This window comes from Parasedimentitalea nitratireducens (assembly GCF_057444295.1).
In genome coordinates, this window is the sequence record NZ_JBYAXC010000006.1 from 183,231 (window position 1) to 198,746 (window position 15,516).

At 56.1% G+C, this 15,516-nt stretch carries 12 protein-coding genes; 4 read left to right on the forward strand and 8 right to left on the reverse strand.

Annotated features, from left to right (window positions below):
- Nucleotides 1-337 precede the first annotated feature (337 nt).
- Nucleotides 338-1,084 (reverse strand): class I SAM-dependent methyltransferase, encoded by a 747-nt coding sequence (locus tag AC2T28_RS17675; protein ID WP_486749964.1) that lies wholly within the window; start codon nt 1,082-1,084, stop codon nt 338-340.
- 57 nt (nt 1,085-1,141) lie between these two features.
- Between AC2T28_RS17675 and gloB the strand changes: the two genes are divergently transcribed.
- The 3 genes from gloB (at nt 1,142) to AC2T28_RS17690 (ending at nt 5,369) form a co-directional block, all read left to right on the forward strand.
- Nucleotides 1,142-1,915, forward strand: a complete 774-nt coding sequence (gloB, locus tag AC2T28_RS17680) for a hydroxyacylglutathione hydrolase (RefSeq protein WP_486749965.1) — start codon at nt 1,142-1,144, stop codon at nt 1,913-1,915.
- Nucleotides 1,916-2,094: 179 nt separating this feature from the next.
- Nucleotides 2,095-4,416, forward strand: coding sequence for an ATP-dependent Clp protease ATP-binding subunit ClpA (gene clpA / locus AC2T28_RS17685; RefSeq protein WP_486749966.1), 2,322 nt, complete (start codon nt 2,095-2,097; stop codon nt 4,414-4,416).
- The gene (locus AC2T28_RS17690; RefSeq protein ID WP_486749967.1) at nt 4,416-5,369 is read left to right on the forward strand and encodes a M23 family metallopeptidase; all 954 of its coding nucleotides are present in this window, start codon (nt 4,416-4,418) and stop codon (nt 5,367-5,369) included. The genes clpA and AC2T28_RS17690 overlap by 1 nt, the downstream gene beginning before the upstream one ends.
- Nucleotides 5,370-5,443: 74 nt before the next feature.
- Here AC2T28_RS17690 and AC2T28_RS17695 read toward each other — a convergent pair whose 3' ends face one another.
- The 3 genes from AC2T28_RS17695 to AC2T28_RS17705 all read right to left on the reverse strand — a co-directional run bounded on the left by AC2T28_RS17695 (nt 5,444) and on the right by AC2T28_RS17705 (nt 9,617).
- Nucleotides 5,444-7,819, reverse strand: a complete 2,376-nt coding sequence (locus tag AC2T28_RS17695) for a peptidoglycan -binding protein (RefSeq protein WP_486749968.1) — start codon at nt 7,817-7,819, stop codon at nt 5,444-5,446.
- 3 nt (nt 7,820-7,822) lie between these two features.
- Nucleotides 7,823-9,013 carry a biopolymer transporter ExbB gene (locus AC2T28_RS17700; protein WP_486749969.1) on the reverse strand — a complete coding sequence of 397 codons (1,191 nt, stop codon included), beginning with the start codon at nt 9,011-9,013 and terminating at the stop codon, nt 7,823-7,825.
- A gap of 73 nt (nt 9,014-9,086) precedes the next feature.
- On the reverse strand, nt 9,087-9,617 hold the full coding sequence (locus AC2T28_RS17705) for a gamma-glutamylcyclotransferase (RefSeq protein WP_486749970.1): 531 nt from the start codon (nt 9,615-9,617) through the stop codon (nt 9,087-9,089).
- Between the two features lie 66 nt (nt 9,618-9,683).
- Between AC2T28_RS17705 and AC2T28_RS17710 the strand changes: the two genes are divergently transcribed.
- On the forward strand, nt 9,684-10,685 hold the full coding sequence (locus AC2T28_RS17710; protein ID WP_486749971.1) for a DUF2125 domain-containing protein: 1,002 nt from the start codon (nt 9,684-9,686) through the stop codon (nt 10,683-10,685).
- A 114-nt stretch (nt 10,686-10,799) separates the two neighbouring features.
- Here the strand turns inward: AC2T28_RS17710 and AC2T28_RS17715 are convergent, their stop codons facing one another.
- The 4 genes from AC2T28_RS17715 to AC2T28_RS17730 all read right to left on the reverse strand — a co-directional run bounded on the left by AC2T28_RS17715 (nt 10,800) and on the right by AC2T28_RS17730 (nt 15,394).
- Entirely contained in the window at nt 10,800-11,621 is an 822-nt protein-coding gene (locus AC2T28_RS17715) for an extensin-like domain-containing protein (RefSeq protein WP_486749972.1), read from the reverse strand.
- 2 nt (nt 11,622-11,623) lie between these two features.
- The gene (locus AC2T28_RS17720; protein WP_486749973.1) at nt 11,624-12,568 is read right to left on the reverse strand and encodes a prephenate/arogenate dehydrogenase family protein; all 945 of its coding nucleotides are present in this window, start codon (nt 12,566-12,568) and stop codon (nt 11,624-11,626) included.
- A complete protein-coding gene (hisC, locus tag AC2T28_RS17725; RefSeq protein ID WP_486749974.1) occupies nt 12,565-13,662 on the reverse strand; it encodes a histidinol-phosphate transaminase in 1,098 nt (365 codons plus the stop codon). Before hisC ends, AC2T28_RS17720 begins: the two co-directional genes overlap by 4 nt.
- Nucleotides 13,663-13,750: 88 nt before the next feature.
- Nucleotides 13,751-15,394 carry a peptidoglycan-binding protein gene (locus tag AC2T28_RS17730; RefSeq protein ID WP_486749975.1) on the reverse strand — a complete coding sequence of 548 codons (1,644 nt, stop codon included), beginning with the start codon at nt 15,392-15,394 and terminating at the stop codon, nt 13,751-13,753.
- Nucleotides 15,395-15,516: the final 122 nt, after the last annotated feature.

Consider the following 15,516-nt stretch of genomic DNA (forward strand, 5'->3'; position numbering starts at 1 on the left):
ATGAACCGGAAAAGTGCTTAATTTAACAAATTCAACAACTTACCGGAAGTGCGACGCTTTACCCCTTCGAAACCGGCAGAAAAAGGCACCGAATTTGCCGCATTTTTCGATTCCTAGCCGCCCCGAACCCCAACTGGAGCATGTGGATAACCCTCTCACAGGCCAATCTGGGTGGTAATACTGTCCTAAGGCGAGACATCCGGGAATCAGTGTTTCTTGCCACTGCGGTCATCGTCTGAGTTTGAATGCAACATCCCCGACCTTGGCCAGCTAATGCATATTTATCCCTAGCCAACGCAAAGCCATGCACACCAAATTAGAACCGGAAGCCTCAGCCTTAACTGGGCACTGGCATGGGGTTCGACAAACCTTCGAGCACGCGGATGCGATTTCGGGATTTTGTTTTTGTCATCAATCCGCGTTGCGAGTGAACCTGCTTGCTGACCTCGACCAGAAACACCCCACCCGCCAGCATTGCGGGAAGATGCCGCCCTGCTTTTTCAAACAAACGCCCTGACTTTAACCAGAACCGGCGCATCGAAGGTGGCTGATACAGCGCCGCAGCGTGGCGCTCGGTGGTGAACTGATGGGCCCGCAGCTGGCTTTCCAACTGACCCAGCGTATAGGGGCGGCCATAGCCAAACGGCGTCTTGTCCGAACGCGACCATAGCCCTGCCCGGTTTGGCACCACAAAAATGGCGCGACCACCTGGAGCCAACACGCGCCGACATTCCTCAAGCAGATGCGTCGGGCGCTCGGAGGTTTCCAAACCGTGCATAACCACCAAACGGTCAACCCGTCCCGTATCCAGCGGCCACAGTGTTTCTTCACACAACACCGAGACATTTGGCATCCCGGCCGGCCATTGCATCACCCCTTGTGGCCCTGGCATCAGAGCAATCACCCGACGCGCGTCTGGTAGATAGGGACGCATAAGGGGCGCGGCAAAGCCAAATCCCGCCATGGTCTCTCCGGTGGCCTCGGGCCACATCTGCAGCAACCGAGCCCTAATCGAAGCCTGCGCCGCCCGACCCAGCGTGCTGCGATAATAGAAGTTTTTCAAATCCTGCACATCAAGATGCATTGCGGGCGCCTGTCGCTTCGGTCAATCTGATGTACAGTTTTAACCATGATAAGGCGAATGACCATGCCTCTTGAGATCGTAACCGTCCCGTGCCTGTCAGATAACTACGCCTTTTTGCTGCATGCGGCCGATACAGGTACCACTGCTCTTGTCGACGCACCCGAGGCTGCTCCGATCAAAGCTGAGCTGGAGCGCCGAGGCTGGGAACTGGATTATGTCCTGCTTACCCACCATCACTGGGACCATGTCGACGGATTGGATGAACTCAGGCAAGCCTACAACCCAACCGTTGTCGGCGCCGAGGCAGACGCCCACCGGCTCCCCCCCTTGGATTTGGCGGTCACCGAAGGCTCTGTGTTCTCTTTATCTGACGAAGACGTTCAGGTTATCGACGTTTCTGGCCACACTCTTGGTCACATCGCATTTTACCTATCAGCCTCACAGGCAGTGTTTACTGCCGATAGTTTGATGGCCCTAGGATGTGGTCGCCTGTTCGAAGGCAGCCCCGAACAGATGTGGCAAAGCCTGAGCAAGCTTGCCGCCTTGCCCGCGGACACCGTGGTTTACTCAGGTCATGAGTATACCCAAACTAACGGTGCGTTTGCATTAACCATCGAGCCCGACAACTCCTCGTTGCAGAGTCGCGTTGCTGACATCAAAAAAGCCCGTAGCAAAGGGGTTCCAACTGTGCCTTCTTTATTATCTTTGGAACTGGCCACAAATCCGTTTCTACGGGCAGGTCTGGACGAGGTAAAACAGGCCATAGGAATGAAAGATGTTGATTCAGAACAAGTATTTGCAGAAATCCGCAGACGAAAGGATGCCTTTTGACAAGTCAATGTATCGGCAAACAAAGCACGCTCACCATCATTGTGAGCAAAAATTACAAGAAAAGCCTTGAAGCAGCACCGCTATCAACCAAAATCTAACACTATGAGGACATGGTTAGCGTAAGGGCAAATTGGTAAACGTATCATCGACCCGCCGACCCAAGACAGAGGAGCACCACAGTGCCTTCATTCTCGAGCACACTAGAAACAGCCATCCATGCCGCGCTAGCGCTGGCAAATGAACGGCGTCACGAATTCGCTACACTTGAACACCTGCTGCTTGCCCTGTTGGACGAGCCCGACGCCGCACGCGTCATGCAGGCCTGTAGCGTTGATTTAACCGAACTGCGAAAGACACTCGTCGAATTTGTCGATGATGATCTGGCCAATCTGGTCACTGACATCGACGGATCCGAGGCCGTGCCGACTGCCGCTTTCCAGCGGGTGATCCAGCGCGCCGCAATTCATGTTCAAAGTTCCGGCCGGACCGAGGTGACAGGCGCCAACGTCCTGGTTGCGATCTTTGCCGAACGCGAAAGCGACGCTGCCTTCTTCCTGCAGGATCAGGAAATGACTCGCTATGACGCGGTCAACTACATCGCACACGGTGTAGCCAAAGATCCCGCCTTTGGTGAACAACGCCCGGTGACTGGCGCGCATGACCCCGAAGACGAGGTGCAGCCCGTTACCGAAGAGGACAAGAAGGAAAGCGCACTTGATAAATACTGCGTTGACCTGAACACCAAGTCCCGTGAAGGCGACATTGATCCACTGATTGGTCGCGACGACGAGGTTGAGCGCTGTATCCAAGTGCTGTGCCGCCGCCGTAAGAACAACCCGCTGCTGGTTGGTGACCCAGGTGTTGGTAAAACCGCAATCGCCGAAGGTCTGGCCCGCAAAATCGTAGCTGGTGAAACACCCGAGGTCCTGTCGGAAACTACCATCTATTCGCTCGACATGGGCGCTTTGCTGGCTGGTACACGTTACCGCGGTGATTTTGAGGAACGGCTCAAGGCTGTTGTGACCGAACTGGAAGATCATCCGGATGCGGTCCTGTTCATCGATGAGATCCACACCGTAATTGGTGCCGGCGCCACATCTGGTGGGGCTATGGATGCGTCGAACTTGCTGAAGCCTGCTCTGCAGGGTGGTAAGCTGCGCACCATGGGCTCAACAACTTACAAGGAATTCCGCCAACACTTTGAAAAAGACCGCGCCCTGGCCCGTCGTTTCCAGAAAATTGACGTGAACGAGCCTTCGGTCGAAGATGCGGTTAAGATCCTGAAAGGTCTAAAACCCTATTTCGAAGAACACCACGGCACAAAGTACACCGTTGATGCTGTCAAATCCGCGGTTGAGCTGGCCTCGCGCTATATCAACGACCGCAAGCTGCCCGACAGTGCAATTGATGTGATCGACGAGGCTGGTGCCGCCCAGCATCTGATCATCGAAAGCAAACGCCGCAAGACAATTGGCGTCAAAGAGATCGAAGCTGTGGTGGCCAAGATCGCCCGCATTCCGCCCAAGTCGGTGTCCAAAGACGATGCCGAAGTGCTGAAAGACCTGGAGAACTCGCTCAAACGGGTTGTCTTTGGTCAAGACGACGCCATTGGCGCCCTATCCTCGGCGATCAAACTGGCCCGTGCCGGGCTGCGGGAACCTGAAAAGCCAATTGGCAATTATCTGTTCGCTGGCCCAACCGGGGTTGGTAAAACCGAAGTGGCCAAGCAGCTGTCTGATATGCTGGGTGTCGAACTGTTGCGTTTCGATATGTCTGAGTACATGGAAAAACACGCTGTTTCCCGCTTGATTGGTGCACCTCCGGGTTATGTCGGCTTTGACCAGGGTGGCCTGCTGACCGACGGTGTTGACCAACATCCACACTGTGTTCTGTTGCTCGACGAAATCGAGAAAGCACACCCGGATGTGTTCAATATCCTGCTGCAGGTGATGGATCACGGTGAGCTGACTGATCACAATGGCCGCACGGTGAACTTCCGCAACGTGGTTCTGATCATGACCTCAAACGCGGGTGCATCCGAACAGGCGAAGTCCGCCATTGGTTTCGGCCGCGACCGTCGCGAGGGCGAAGACACCGCCGCGATCGAGCGCACATTCACGCCGGAATTCCGCAACCGTCTGGACGCGGTGATCTCTTTTGCGCCACTGCCCAAAGAAGTCATCATGCAGGTGGTCGAGAAGTTCGTATTGCAGCTTGAGGCCCAGCTGATGGATCGCAATGTATCGATCGAACTGACCCGTAAAGCCGCGGAATGGATCGCCAACAAAGGCTATGATGACAAAATGGGGGCTCGTCCGCTGGGACGTGTGATCCAGGAGTACATCAAGAAGCCACTGGCCGAAGAGCTGCTGTTTGGCAAACTTGCCAAAGGTGGGCTGGTCAAGGTTGGTATCAAGGACGGCGCTCTGGACCTGCGCATCGAAGGACCGGCCAAGCCGCGGATTTCGGGCGACAAGCCACCGCTGCTGACCGCTGATTGATGCAAAAGACAGCGCTTTTGGCTCTGACATTTACGCTCGCCACCCCTGCGGTGGCGAGCGATTTTGTATTGCAACAGCCCATTGATTGCACCCTTGGCGACACCTGTTACATCCAAAACTATGTCGACCGCGATCCGGGCCCAAATATGTCCGACTACCAATGTGGTAGCCTTGGCTATGATGGCCATAAAGGAACCGATTTTGGCCTTCCAACCCTGGCTGAAATGGTACGTGGCGTGGATGTCCTGGCCTCTGCCCCGGGTGTAGTTCGGGGAATGCGTGACGGCCTTCCAGATACCGGCCTGTCTGAGGCCACTGCTGGCAAAGAGTGCGGCAACGGCGTTGTACTGCGTCACGAAGGTGGCTGGGAAACGCAATACTGCCACATGAAGTATGGATCCATCCGTGTAAAATCAGGCCAACGTGTCGTTGCTGGCGCGGTTCTGGGCCAAGTTGGGTTAAGTGGCAAAACAGAGTTTCCACATTTGCACCTGAGTGTACGTCACGACGGCAAGGTCACAGATCCGTTTGACCTATCAGCTTTTTCCACCTGCGGGCAGGCTGGCGAAACCCTTTGGGAAGCCCCCCCTGAATATCAGCCGGGTGGCCTGTTACAGAGCGGCTTTAGCACAACCGTACCTGAATATGGCACGATAAAATCAGGAGAAGCGGATCAATCTCCCCTTCCTGCGACAGCCCCAGCTCTGGTCTTTTGGGCCTATGCGTTTGGGGGACAAAAGGGTGACGTTTTGAAGTTGGCCGTCGACGGGCCAAATGGGCGCATGATTACTCATGACGCTAAACTGTCTAAAGATCAGGCCCAGTTTTTCCGCGCAGCAGGCAAACGACTTAAGATCAGCGGGTGGGCGACAGGCACCTATCTGGGCACTGCCTCTCTGGTTCGCGATGGGCGCGAAATTTCCAGCTTCGAAAGCCTGATGACTATTCAATAGCAACTGCAACCCACGTCGGAATTCTCTAAACTTCCGCACTTGGGGACCTCATTTTTTCAAGCGTGCATCGAAGCCTATTTCTCGGTAAATTTCAGCTCGATCCGACGGTTCTGAGACCGCGCCTGGGCTGTGTCTGCTGGGTTGATCGGCTGATATTCTCCAAACCCATTGGCTGAGAGACGGCTGGGGGCAATGCCCAATACCTCGACCAGGAAACGAACCACAGATAGCGCCCTGCCCTGACTAAGCTCCCAGTTGTCTGCATATTTGGAATGCCCAGTCAGTGGCACATCGTCTGTGTGACCATCAACCCGGATCACCCAGTCGATGCTGGGGGGGATGTCATCCGCCACACCGCTAAGGATGTGGGCGACTTTGGCAATTTCGACTTCTCCTTCGGGTGACAGATTGTAGCCACCCGGTGGAAACAGCACCTCAGAGGCAAAGACAAAACGATCCCCTTCGATCCGCACGCCTTCCTGATTGCCCAGTACATCGCGCAAGCGACCAAAGAACTCGGACCTGTACCGTTCCAAGTCTTCAGCCTGAGCCTCCAAATCCGTTGCCCGGCTGGCCAGTTCAATCGCCTCTGCTTCCAATCTCTTGCGTTCAGCCTCTTCCAGCAGACGGCGCTTGCGCTCTTCCGAGGCTGCACGTGCCAGCGCTGCGTTCAGGTCCTTACCCAAGTTCTGCAACTGAACCTGTTGGGCAATATCGCGTACTTGCCCATCATCCAACAGGGCCTGCAAACTACCAAGCTGGTTCCTTAGTGCAGCGATTTGCTGATTAAGCAACGCAGTCTGGCGCTGTGCATCAGCGGAAATTTCTTTTTCACCAGCCAAGGCATCTTGCGCCTGTGCCAACAGGGCCGCGCGTTGTTCAGCCAAAGACAGCTGTTCCGCTGCGCGCCCCTCGGCCTCGGCTTGCTGGGCCAGTGCGGCCATCAAGCGGCTTTGCAGAATTTCTTGATCCGTCGCCGCCACTTGGGCTTTTTCCAGAGCTTCCAGCGCTTGTAGCAAACGGCTTTCAATTGCGGCACGCTCTTCTTGGGTTGACGTGGCAGCAGATCTCGAGGCGACGAGATCAGCCCGCACCTGATCCAGCTGTGTTGTCAGTGTTGCTTCGGCACTTGCGGCCTCGGCCTGCAGGTCTGCCAACCTTTGCTGCAATCCACGCTGTTCCGCCTCAGCCGTTGCCTGCAGCGCTGCAATCTGTGTCTCTAACTTCGACTGCGCGGCGGCATGTTCAATCTGCATTCTCTGCAATTCAGCCTGGTATTCGGACTCTGATTGCACATTTGCAGCCCGTTGATTGGCCAGCTCTGCCGCCAGCGCATCACGCGTCTGGACAGCCTCTTCACGCGCTTGAGCCAATTCCGCCGATAGCCGCTCTCGAATCGCGACACTTTCCGCTCTGATTTGTCCAATCTCAGCATCCAACGCAGTTACACGTGCCTCGGCGCTGGATTGTGCCACCTGCATTTGAGCCAGAACACGGGTCAGGCGCTCGGCCAACTCATCGCGCTCACGCGTCTGTGCTTTGGCGGCATCGATTGCATCCAGAGCCTCGGCCAATTGGGTATCCAAAGTTTCCTTGGCGGCGTTGGCAGCAGCCAGCAGAGTCAGTGTATCTTCGGCTTCCTGCCGCTGGGCCTCAAGCGCCAGGGTCATGGCAGTCAGTTCGGTATCCGCAGTCGCCAGCTTCTCACGCAAGGCTTCAGCGGCAGCGGCTTCTACCAGACGTGCGGCTTCCTCGTCGCTCAGTTGTTGCTGAGCATCGGCAAGCTCGGCTGCGCGATCTGTACCTTCTTGCTCCAGTCCCGCGATCAAGGCTTCCAGTGCTTCACGTTTGGCCGCGGCCAGCCGGGCAGCTTCAACCTGTGTGTCAATTTCGGATCGACTTTGCGCCAATGCCAGGTTCAGCGCGTCACGTTCTGACAAAAGTTCCGCTCTTGCCTGTTCCAGAGCTTCCTGATCGGCCTGTAGCGCCGCAATACTGGCATTGGCCTGATCCCGCCCAGCCAGCAATGTCGCCACCTGGGCCTCGAACGATGTGATCCGGGATGCGGCATCCGCCAGTTCCGAGGCCTGACGGTCCCGCTCGCCTGTCAGCGATGCAATCAAAGTTGCTTGCTCACTCAACTGTGTTTGGGTTCGGTCCAGATCCCCTTGGGTGTCATTCAACGTCGCACTTAGCGCGCCCAAACGGGCATTCAGCTGATTGTTGGCCCGCTCTTCCAAGCCCAGGGCGTCGGCCAAGGCACCGACCTCGGCAGCCAGGGCATCCAATTCATCTTCTTGCCCGGTGATGGTTTCGCGTAAGACAAATTGCACCACCATAAAAATGGTGAGCAAGAACATCAGAACCAGAAGCAACCCGGTCATCGCATCGACAAAACCGGGCCAGATCGAGGCCTGGAACCTTTGTCCTGTGCGCCGTGACAAGGACATGACTTAACTCTCCCCGCCGTCAGGGTTAAGTGCAGCCCGGGCGCGACCGCGGGGACGGGCAAATGTTTTGACTAGTGTATCGATATCACGGCGCAACACTGCCAGGCTCTCTTGGCGCCCTGCCGAGATTTCCTCGAGGATGCGCAGCATCTGCACATCAATAGAACGAAGGCGCATCCGGCTTTCTGCGTCGATCCCTGCATCACTGCCATAGGACCGCATCACTTCGGTCAGAGCCTCTTGCCCCACGGCAACCCGTTCTAGCGATGCCGCAATCGTATCATTCTGATCCTGTCGGTCATTCATCGCAGAAATACTGTCTACCAGAGTCGAAAGCTTCTCGTTGACCATATCCCGGCCTTCGGCAGACTGCACAAACAGGGCCTGCAAGGCGTCCATCTGCTCGGCCATGGTGTCCAGCACCTCAGCCACCACTCCCGTGTCTCCACTGCCTTCTTCGCCAGAAGAAAAGCTAACCCGCGTGAATGTGGACAGCCACTCTTCCAGCTCGCGGTAAAATCGGTTTTGCCCATGGCCGGCAAACAGTTCCAACAGGCCAACAATCAGCGACCCGGCCAGCCCCAGCAGCGACGAGGCAAACGCCGTGCCCATACCGCCTAGTTGCGATTCCAGCCCAGTCATCAGGCGCTTGAACACATCCAGGCTTTCTTCGCCGTCTTGCGGCGCCAAGCTGCGGATTGTTTCAACCACCGCCGGCACCGTGGTGGCAAGCCCATAAAATGTCCCCAGCAGGCCGAGGAAAATCAGCAGGTTGACGATGTACCGGGTAATCTCGCGCTCTTCATCGACACGGGTGGCAACCGAATCCAAGATCGACCGAGTGGAAGAGGAGCCAAGCTGCATCCGCGCGGCACGCGAACTGAGCATCGTGGCAAGTGGCGCCAACAGCGACGGCGGTCGGACGCTTGCATCCGCTTCACCAGCCGCAAAACGCTCAATCCAGCGCACCGAACCGATGAGCTGGATCACTTGCCAGAAACAGGCCAGCACGCCAAAGACAAAGACCAGAACAATGAACCCGTTTAGCCAAGGATTGGCCTGGAATACTGGCAAAACCCGTGGCAAGGCCACAAAAGCGCCAAAACCTGACAGGCCCAACGCAATTAACATCATCATGATTTGGCGGACCGGTTGCGAAAATTGCACACGGGTCTCGCGGTCTGGCTGCGCCATACGTGGGTATTCCTGACTTAAACTCTGCTCTTGTTGCAAAGCCTACAGTTTAAAGTTCCAAAGCGCCAAGATTTTATGCGCTTAGCTGCTGCACACGGCTGGTCAACCAATCTAGATCATCGTCTCTAAGACCGATTTCAGCCAAATGGGCTGCTGTGTTGAACAAATACTCGGGATTTGGCCCGCGTCCACCAACTGCGACAGCAATGATCTGTGCCTGCTCTTCCAGGCTCAACCCTCCGCAATACTGCACATGATGCGGATCAATGACATAGGTAACAGCCGTTACTGTCTCACCACTTGCGAGTTCGACCTGCAGGTCGCGTTCCAAATAGGCCGAAGAGATCAACTCCCGTTCGCGCAGTTCAGCTAGCGTTTTTTCTTCGTGTCCTGTTTCGACCGCCAGAGCCAAGCCAGTGCAATGGGTGCTCTCGTTCTCATCCAGCGCCAGAACCAGTCCGGGCTTCTCCTCGCTGCCTCGGTGATGGATCGAACTCATGCAAAAGGACCGGGCATAGCCAGGCAAAGTAGCCACTTCGCTACGGGCGACCGGAAAGCCCGGATGCCACAGCAAAGATCCATATCCAAACACCCACATCGTCATAGCACTGGCCCTCTCTGGTTTACGGCTTATAAACAGCAAAACTTGTTTGAGCAAAAGAGTCCCTTAATGCTGCGATTGGCAAAAATTCTATTGGCTGTGGTCTTGATATGGTCAATTTATTGGTTTGCGGTAGGCTGGGGCCTGCAATCTGGCATCAGTGCCTGGTTCGCAGAACAGCAACGCCAAGGCTGGCAGGCTGAGTATTCCGCCATGACCAGAGACGGATACCCCAGCCGTCATACCACCCGGATTGAACACCCTACCCTAGCCGACCCAGGCACCGGAACGGCGTGGCGCGCTGACTGGCTTGAAATCGACAGCCCCGCGATCTGGCCGGGGCACCAAGAGTTACGATTTGCGCCAACGCCACAGCGCCTGTCTTATTTTGACCAAACTGCAGTCTTGCAGGCCGAAGACTTGCAAGCCCAACTGTACCTGGCCCCCGGATTGGCACTGTCGCTTGAGAAACTAGCGCTAACCAGCGGTCCATGGCAGTTCAGCAACGGCGACCAGGTGACGATGAGTGCCAGCTCCTTGCAGCTTGGAATGACCCAAACCGAAACTCCAGAGCGCTATCAATTGGCGATGGCCGCCACCAATTTTGCCCCAGGTTCTGCAATACGGAAGACGCTGGCAGCCACCGATGCGTTGCCAGAAACCTTTGAGGCACTGGAGCTGGACATGGAGGTGACATTTGACACCGCATGGGATCGCTCTGCGATAGAGCTGCGCCGACCGCAGCCCCGCCACATCCAGTTAAACCTCGCCGACGCCCATTGGGGTGCCCTGCGCCTGAATGCATCCGGGTCATTGGAGGTAGATGAAGCTGGGATTCCAACCGGTACTCTTACGCTAAAAGTTGAAAACTGGCGTCAGATGTTGGGAATGGCTGAAGGGGCTGGCGCATTGGCCGCAAGCGCCCGTGATGGGGTCGAGCGTGTCTTGACCCTGTTTGCAGGACTTGCCGGTAATCCCCAGGATCTCGATACCCAGCTCATTTTCAGAAACGGCCAAATGGCCCTTGGCCCAATTCCGTTGGGACCAGCCCCGCGACTGATCCTTAGATAGCAACATCTCCCGCCGGACGTTTGGCATCTATGATGCCGTCCTCCCGTTGGGCGTGGCGCCGCTGCCGCGGCGCAAGATCAAACTGTGCTGGTGTCTGCGCCGACGCAGTTTACATCAACGACAGTAAGACCCATTGCGGTGGCTGGCGGTGTCAAAATGAAAATGATCGCGGTGATAGCGGTCGGCTTCGGGGCCCAGAACCGTTCCAAAGTACTGACAAGCGGCATTCCAAGCCTTGCGCAGGCGTTTCTTATGACCGCGACCTTGCCACCCTTCCAGAACCGTCACGGTTTCTCCGTTCTCCAGAGTAAAGCCTGAAATATCAATTGCTTTACCCTTGCCATGCTCCGAAATCCGGGCTCCGGGACGATTGTTACGGGTTCGGCATGAATAATGCGCCGCGATGCGCAGGCTTACCACCTTGTTAGACCGGCGAAACGCGGGCTGAAGACCTTTGTCGACCCAGGCATTCAGCGCTTCAGCCGTTTGACAGGTCATCACCGAAGGCTGGCTAAGGGTCACCCCTGCAACCGAACGTACACGAACAGCATTGCTGACACCGCAACCGTTCAACTTGGCCGGCACTGCGCCGATCACTTCACCTTGAATATCAAGATCACCGCAGACTGAACCTTTGCGAAGCTGGCGGCGTTTGAACCAGGCCTGTTCTACCACGCTATCCGGGCGTAACACTGGACGCAAAGACAGCTCGGGGCCCAGGGACTGCAGATCAGCAGGGCGGGCTGCAGCACTCACAATTTGATCCGACAGGGGTCGGACAACCGGACGCACCAAAGGGTTCGGCATATTGGGTTGCACCAAAGCCGCCAACTGAACCTCGGCAACTGGGCGGGGCTCAGGGCGCAATGAAGTTTTAGGCGCGGCACCACCAGCCGGTAACGCCATCATCATCAACACCGCAACAGCCGCCCGCATGCTCATTTTTCCTGTCCTTCTGTTGGTGACACTCCATGTGTGCGACCGAAATCTGGCGCGTCAGTGTCCTGACCAGCCTCGATGATACCGCGACGGATGGCGCGGGTGTGGGTGAAATAGTCGTGCAACTGCTCTCCGTCGCCGGTACGGATCGCGCGTTGCAGGGCAAACAGCTCTTCGGTGAAGCGCCCCAGAATTTCCAGCGTCGCTTCTTTGTTGGTCAGAAAAACATCCCGCCACATTGTGGGGTCCGAGGCTGCAATCCGGGTGAAATCCCGAAAACCCGCTGCCGAATACTTGATCACTTCGCTGTCGGTTACTCTGCGCAGGTCATCAGCAACCCCCACCATGGTATAGGCAATCAGGTGAGGTGTGTGGCTGGTGACGGCCAGCACCAGATCGTGGTGATCGGCGTCCATCTCGTCCACGTTCGACCCCATGCCCTCCCACAGGGCCCGCAGTTTGGCGACGGCTTCAGGATCGCTGCCCTCAACAGGCACCAACAGGCACCAGCGGTTGTCATACAGCTCGGCAAAGCCAGCCTCGGGGCCGGAATGTTCGGTTCCGGCCAGCGGGTGCGCGGGCACAAAATGTACACCTGATGGAATATGTGGCTGCACCGCTTCGATCACATGACGTTTGACAGATCCCACGTCAGACACGGTTGCACCGGGCATCAATGAACCCGCGATGTCCTTCATCACAGGGCCCATCGCACCTACGGGCACACAGAGAACCACCAGATCCGCCCCTTCAACCGCCTCGGCGGCACTATCACAGACCCGGTCGCACAGGCCAATCTCACGTGCTTTGTCGCGGGTTGCATCGCTGCGGGCATAACCCGTGACTTCACCAACCAGACCACCCCGTTTGATCGCCCAGTACATTGACGATGCAATCAAACCCAAGCCAATAAGGGCCACACGGTTGTAAACTTGGGTGCTCATGCAGGAACGTCCTCGGCCTGGTGTTTGAAATTGGTCAGTGCCGACAGCACACGAGTGTTATCCTCGGGGCGGCCAACGGTAATGCGCAGGCAATGCGGCAGATTATAGCTTTTGGGATGACGCACAATGATGCCCTGCTCTTTCAGGTAGGTATCCGCTGCCAGCGCCTCAGCCTCATTCTCAAAACGAGCCAGTACAAAATTGGCGGCACTGTCATCGCAGCTGATACCAAGCTGGCGCAGCCCGCCGGTCAATCGGGCACGCTCGTCTGCATTGATTTGCAAACACTCTGCCACCCAATCCTTATCCGCCAGCGCCGCTTCGGCCCCTGACAGGGCAGCATTGGAAAGGTTAAACGGCCCGCGAATGCGGTTCAGCACTTCGATCACCGGCAATGGTGCATAGCCCCAGCCCACGCGCAATCCACCCAGCCCATAAAGCTTCGAGAAGGTGCGGGTCATCACAACGTTGTCGTGTGTTTCAACCAAAGACCGGCCACCGTCATAGCCTTCTGCAAACTCAACATAGGCCCCATCCAGCACTAGCAGGCAGCTTTTGGGCAGACCATCCGCCAGACGCTCGATCTCTTCCTTCGGTAACAGTGTCGCCGTTGGGTTGGCTGGATTGGCGATGAACACAAGGCTTGTGGCTTCGGTGACCGCGTCCAAGATCGCATCCACATCCACATAACGGTCGCACTCGGGCACCTCGACCGGGGTCGCCCCCGCCGCCAAGGTACTGATGCGATACATCGCAAAGCCATGTTCCGTGTGAATGACCTCGGATCCCGGCCCGGCATAGGCCTGACACAGAAAGTGGATAATCTCATCCGAGCCAACACCGCAAATCACATTGTCGGACTTCACCCCATGCATCTCAGCAATGGCAGTGCGCAGCGCGCCGTGATCGGTGCTGGGATAGCGATGCATGGATGCCATCTGGGCCGCCGCAGCCTCAACCGCCATCGGGCTGGGGCCAAACGGGTTTTCATTGGAACTGAGTTTCAGCGGCTCCGCATGGCCTGCCAGCTGGCTCTGGCCACCCTGATATAGGGCAATCTCCATAATGCCGGGCTGCGGTGTGATCTTGTTCATGCATAGGGCTCCTTGTCGAAAACCCTAATAGCTTCCCCAATGGATTTGGGAAAGCCGCAAGATCAAAGATGCGTCTTTAGCGCAGGTTTCAGCGCGCGGGCTGTAGCTTCTTGGCCTTGCGCTTGGCCTCGGCTTTGATGATCGCCTCGATCCGTTTGCGCAAATCTGCATCCTTGCGCAGCTTCTCATTGGCGATTTTCTGCATCTGACTGGCTGATTGCGACCCGTCAGACCCGTTGATCACATCAATCGCAACCTTATCCGCGATTTTTCCGCCAAGCATATCGGTGACCTTCATAAAGATCTCATCGCCATGCTTGGCGATGAGATCATCGACAGTATCCGCACCATAGAGCTTCACCAGATCCTTGCGCATACCTTCCATGACTTTTGGCGCCAGGGTTTTAGACAAGAACTTCTCGGTTGCCCCAGGCAGATGCTTGGTGAAGCCTTCCAAAGCCTTAAACGAGGCATGGGTCAAAATGCCAGCCGTCAGGGTCTTGGCGACAGCCTCTTTGATCTCTTTGGCATTCGGAGGACGCCCCTTTTCGATGACGGGTTTGAACAGTCCGATGACCTCTTTCAGCGCCGTGGTCACCATTGCCTCGCCGGCCTTGGAGGTCAAAAAACGTGTGAAAAACGCCGTGCCTACCTTCTTGGAAATCTTTCCCGTCAGTTTCGGCATCACCTTGGCGGCCAGTTTTCCAGCCAGCCCCTTACTCAGTGCAGCCCCTAGCTTGCCGCCAGCCGCACCAGCCAACCCGGCAATGAAACTGTCGATAAAAACCTTCTTGGCCGCACTGTCCCAGGTCACCTTGTTGCCTGCCGCATATTCGCCAAACTGCCCTGCACCCGATTTCAACGCTTCGGTACTGGCTGCGGCAACGGCGTTGGCTTTGGCTGGTGACATGCCCTTTGTCACCACCAACTTGGCTGTGATATACGCCTCAACCACTGTGAAAGAGGTATCGCGCACAACCTCCAGCGTACCAACAATCTTGCTGGCGGTGCTGATGCGTTCATCAATGAATTTATGGAAAGCCTTACCGCCTTTCATATAGGCTTTGGTCGCTTTCTTGTCCTCTTTAAGGACTTTAACCCAGTCCGGTTTAGCTCGATTAACGGCAGATCTCAGAGACGACGCCTGACTGCGAGCGTCCAGAATTTTGTCCCAGGGCGGGTCCGTCTTGTCGTTGACCATGCTGACAGTAAACTCAGCCAACGCCATCATAAAACCATCGGCGGATTGACGAGTTTGTTCTACGGCGCTGCAGAAATCCGACCAAGTTTCGGCCTGATTATACATCATATTGGCCTTGGACAGCATTTCGTGCTTGAGCGCCTTTTGCCCGGCCTCGTATTCTGCCTTGGACACAAATTTGGTTTTGCCACCCTCGGTGACCTCATAAACCTCAATCTTGGCATCCGCAGAAACCTGCGCGGCCAGTTTGGGCAGCCCAGCACTCCATGTGCGACCACCTGGATCTACAATACCATCGGGTTTCTTGAACCCTAGCTTCTTTTTCTGGAAATCACGGATCAACGAAATCAGCCCGGCATCGCACTTGCCATGGACATCGATCGTATATCCGTTCGCCTTGAGCATCAGCCGCACCAGCTCGACATCCGCAGCAATATTTTTGACCGGCCCAAACTTGCCCTTATCTTTCTTTGGATCAGGCTTGGTAATGCGTTTTTTGTCGCCAACGGCGGCGGATAACTTGAGCGTCATATTTCACAGCTCCAACCAATTAATAGCCACATGGCATCAATGTAGGTTGGCCCGCGAAAGCGAACAGTCGGCAGGCTACCCCGTTTGGCTAGCCTCTTGATGACGCAGGAATAAGAATTAGT

Bases quoted from the DNA above. Each gene is read 5' to 3' on its own strand.
- gloB (WP_486749965.1), top strand. From the start codon at position 1,142: ATGACCATGCCTCTTGAGATCGTAACCGTCCCGTGCCTGTCAGATAAC.
- AC2T28_RS17675 (WP_486749964.1), bottom strand. From the start codon at position 1,084: ATGCATCTTGATGTGCAGGATTTGAAAAACTTCTATTATCGCAGCACG.
- AC2T28_RS17730 (WP_486749975.1), bottom strand. From the start codon at position 15,394: ATGACGCTCAAGTTATCCGCCGCCGTTGGCGACAAAAAACGCATTACC.
- AC2T28_RS17705 (WP_486749970.1), bottom strand. From the start codon at position 9,617: ATGACGATGTGGGTGTTTGGATATGGATCTTTGCTGTGGCATCCGGGC.
- AC2T28_RS17720 (WP_486749973.1), bottom strand. From the start codon at position 12,568: ATGAGCACCCAAGTTTACAACCGTGTGGCCCTTATTGGCTTGGGTTTG.
- AC2T28_RS17690 (WP_486749967.1), top strand. From the start codon at position 4,416: ATGCAAAAGACAGCGCTTTTGGCTCTGACATTTACGCTCGCCACCCCT.
- AC2T28_RS17715 (WP_486749972.1), bottom strand. From the start codon at position 11,621: ATGCGGGCGGCTGTTGCGGTGTTGATGATGATGGCGTTACCGGCTGGT.
- AC2T28_RS17700 (WP_486749969.1), bottom strand. From the start codon at position 9,013: ATGGCGCAGCCAGACCGCGAGACCCGTGTGCAATTTTCGCAACCGGTC.
- AC2T28_RS17695 (WP_486749968.1), bottom strand. From the start codon at position 7,819: ATGTCCTTGTCACGGCGCACAGGACAAAGGTTCCAGGCCTCGATCTGG.
- AC2T28_RS17710 (WP_486749971.1), top strand. From the start codon at position 9,684: ATGCTGCGATTGGCAAAAATTCTATTGGCTGTGGTCTTGATATGGTCA.
- hisC (WP_486749974.1), bottom strand. From the start codon at position 13,662: ATGAACAAGATCACACCGCAGCCCGGCATTATGGAGATTGCCCTATAT.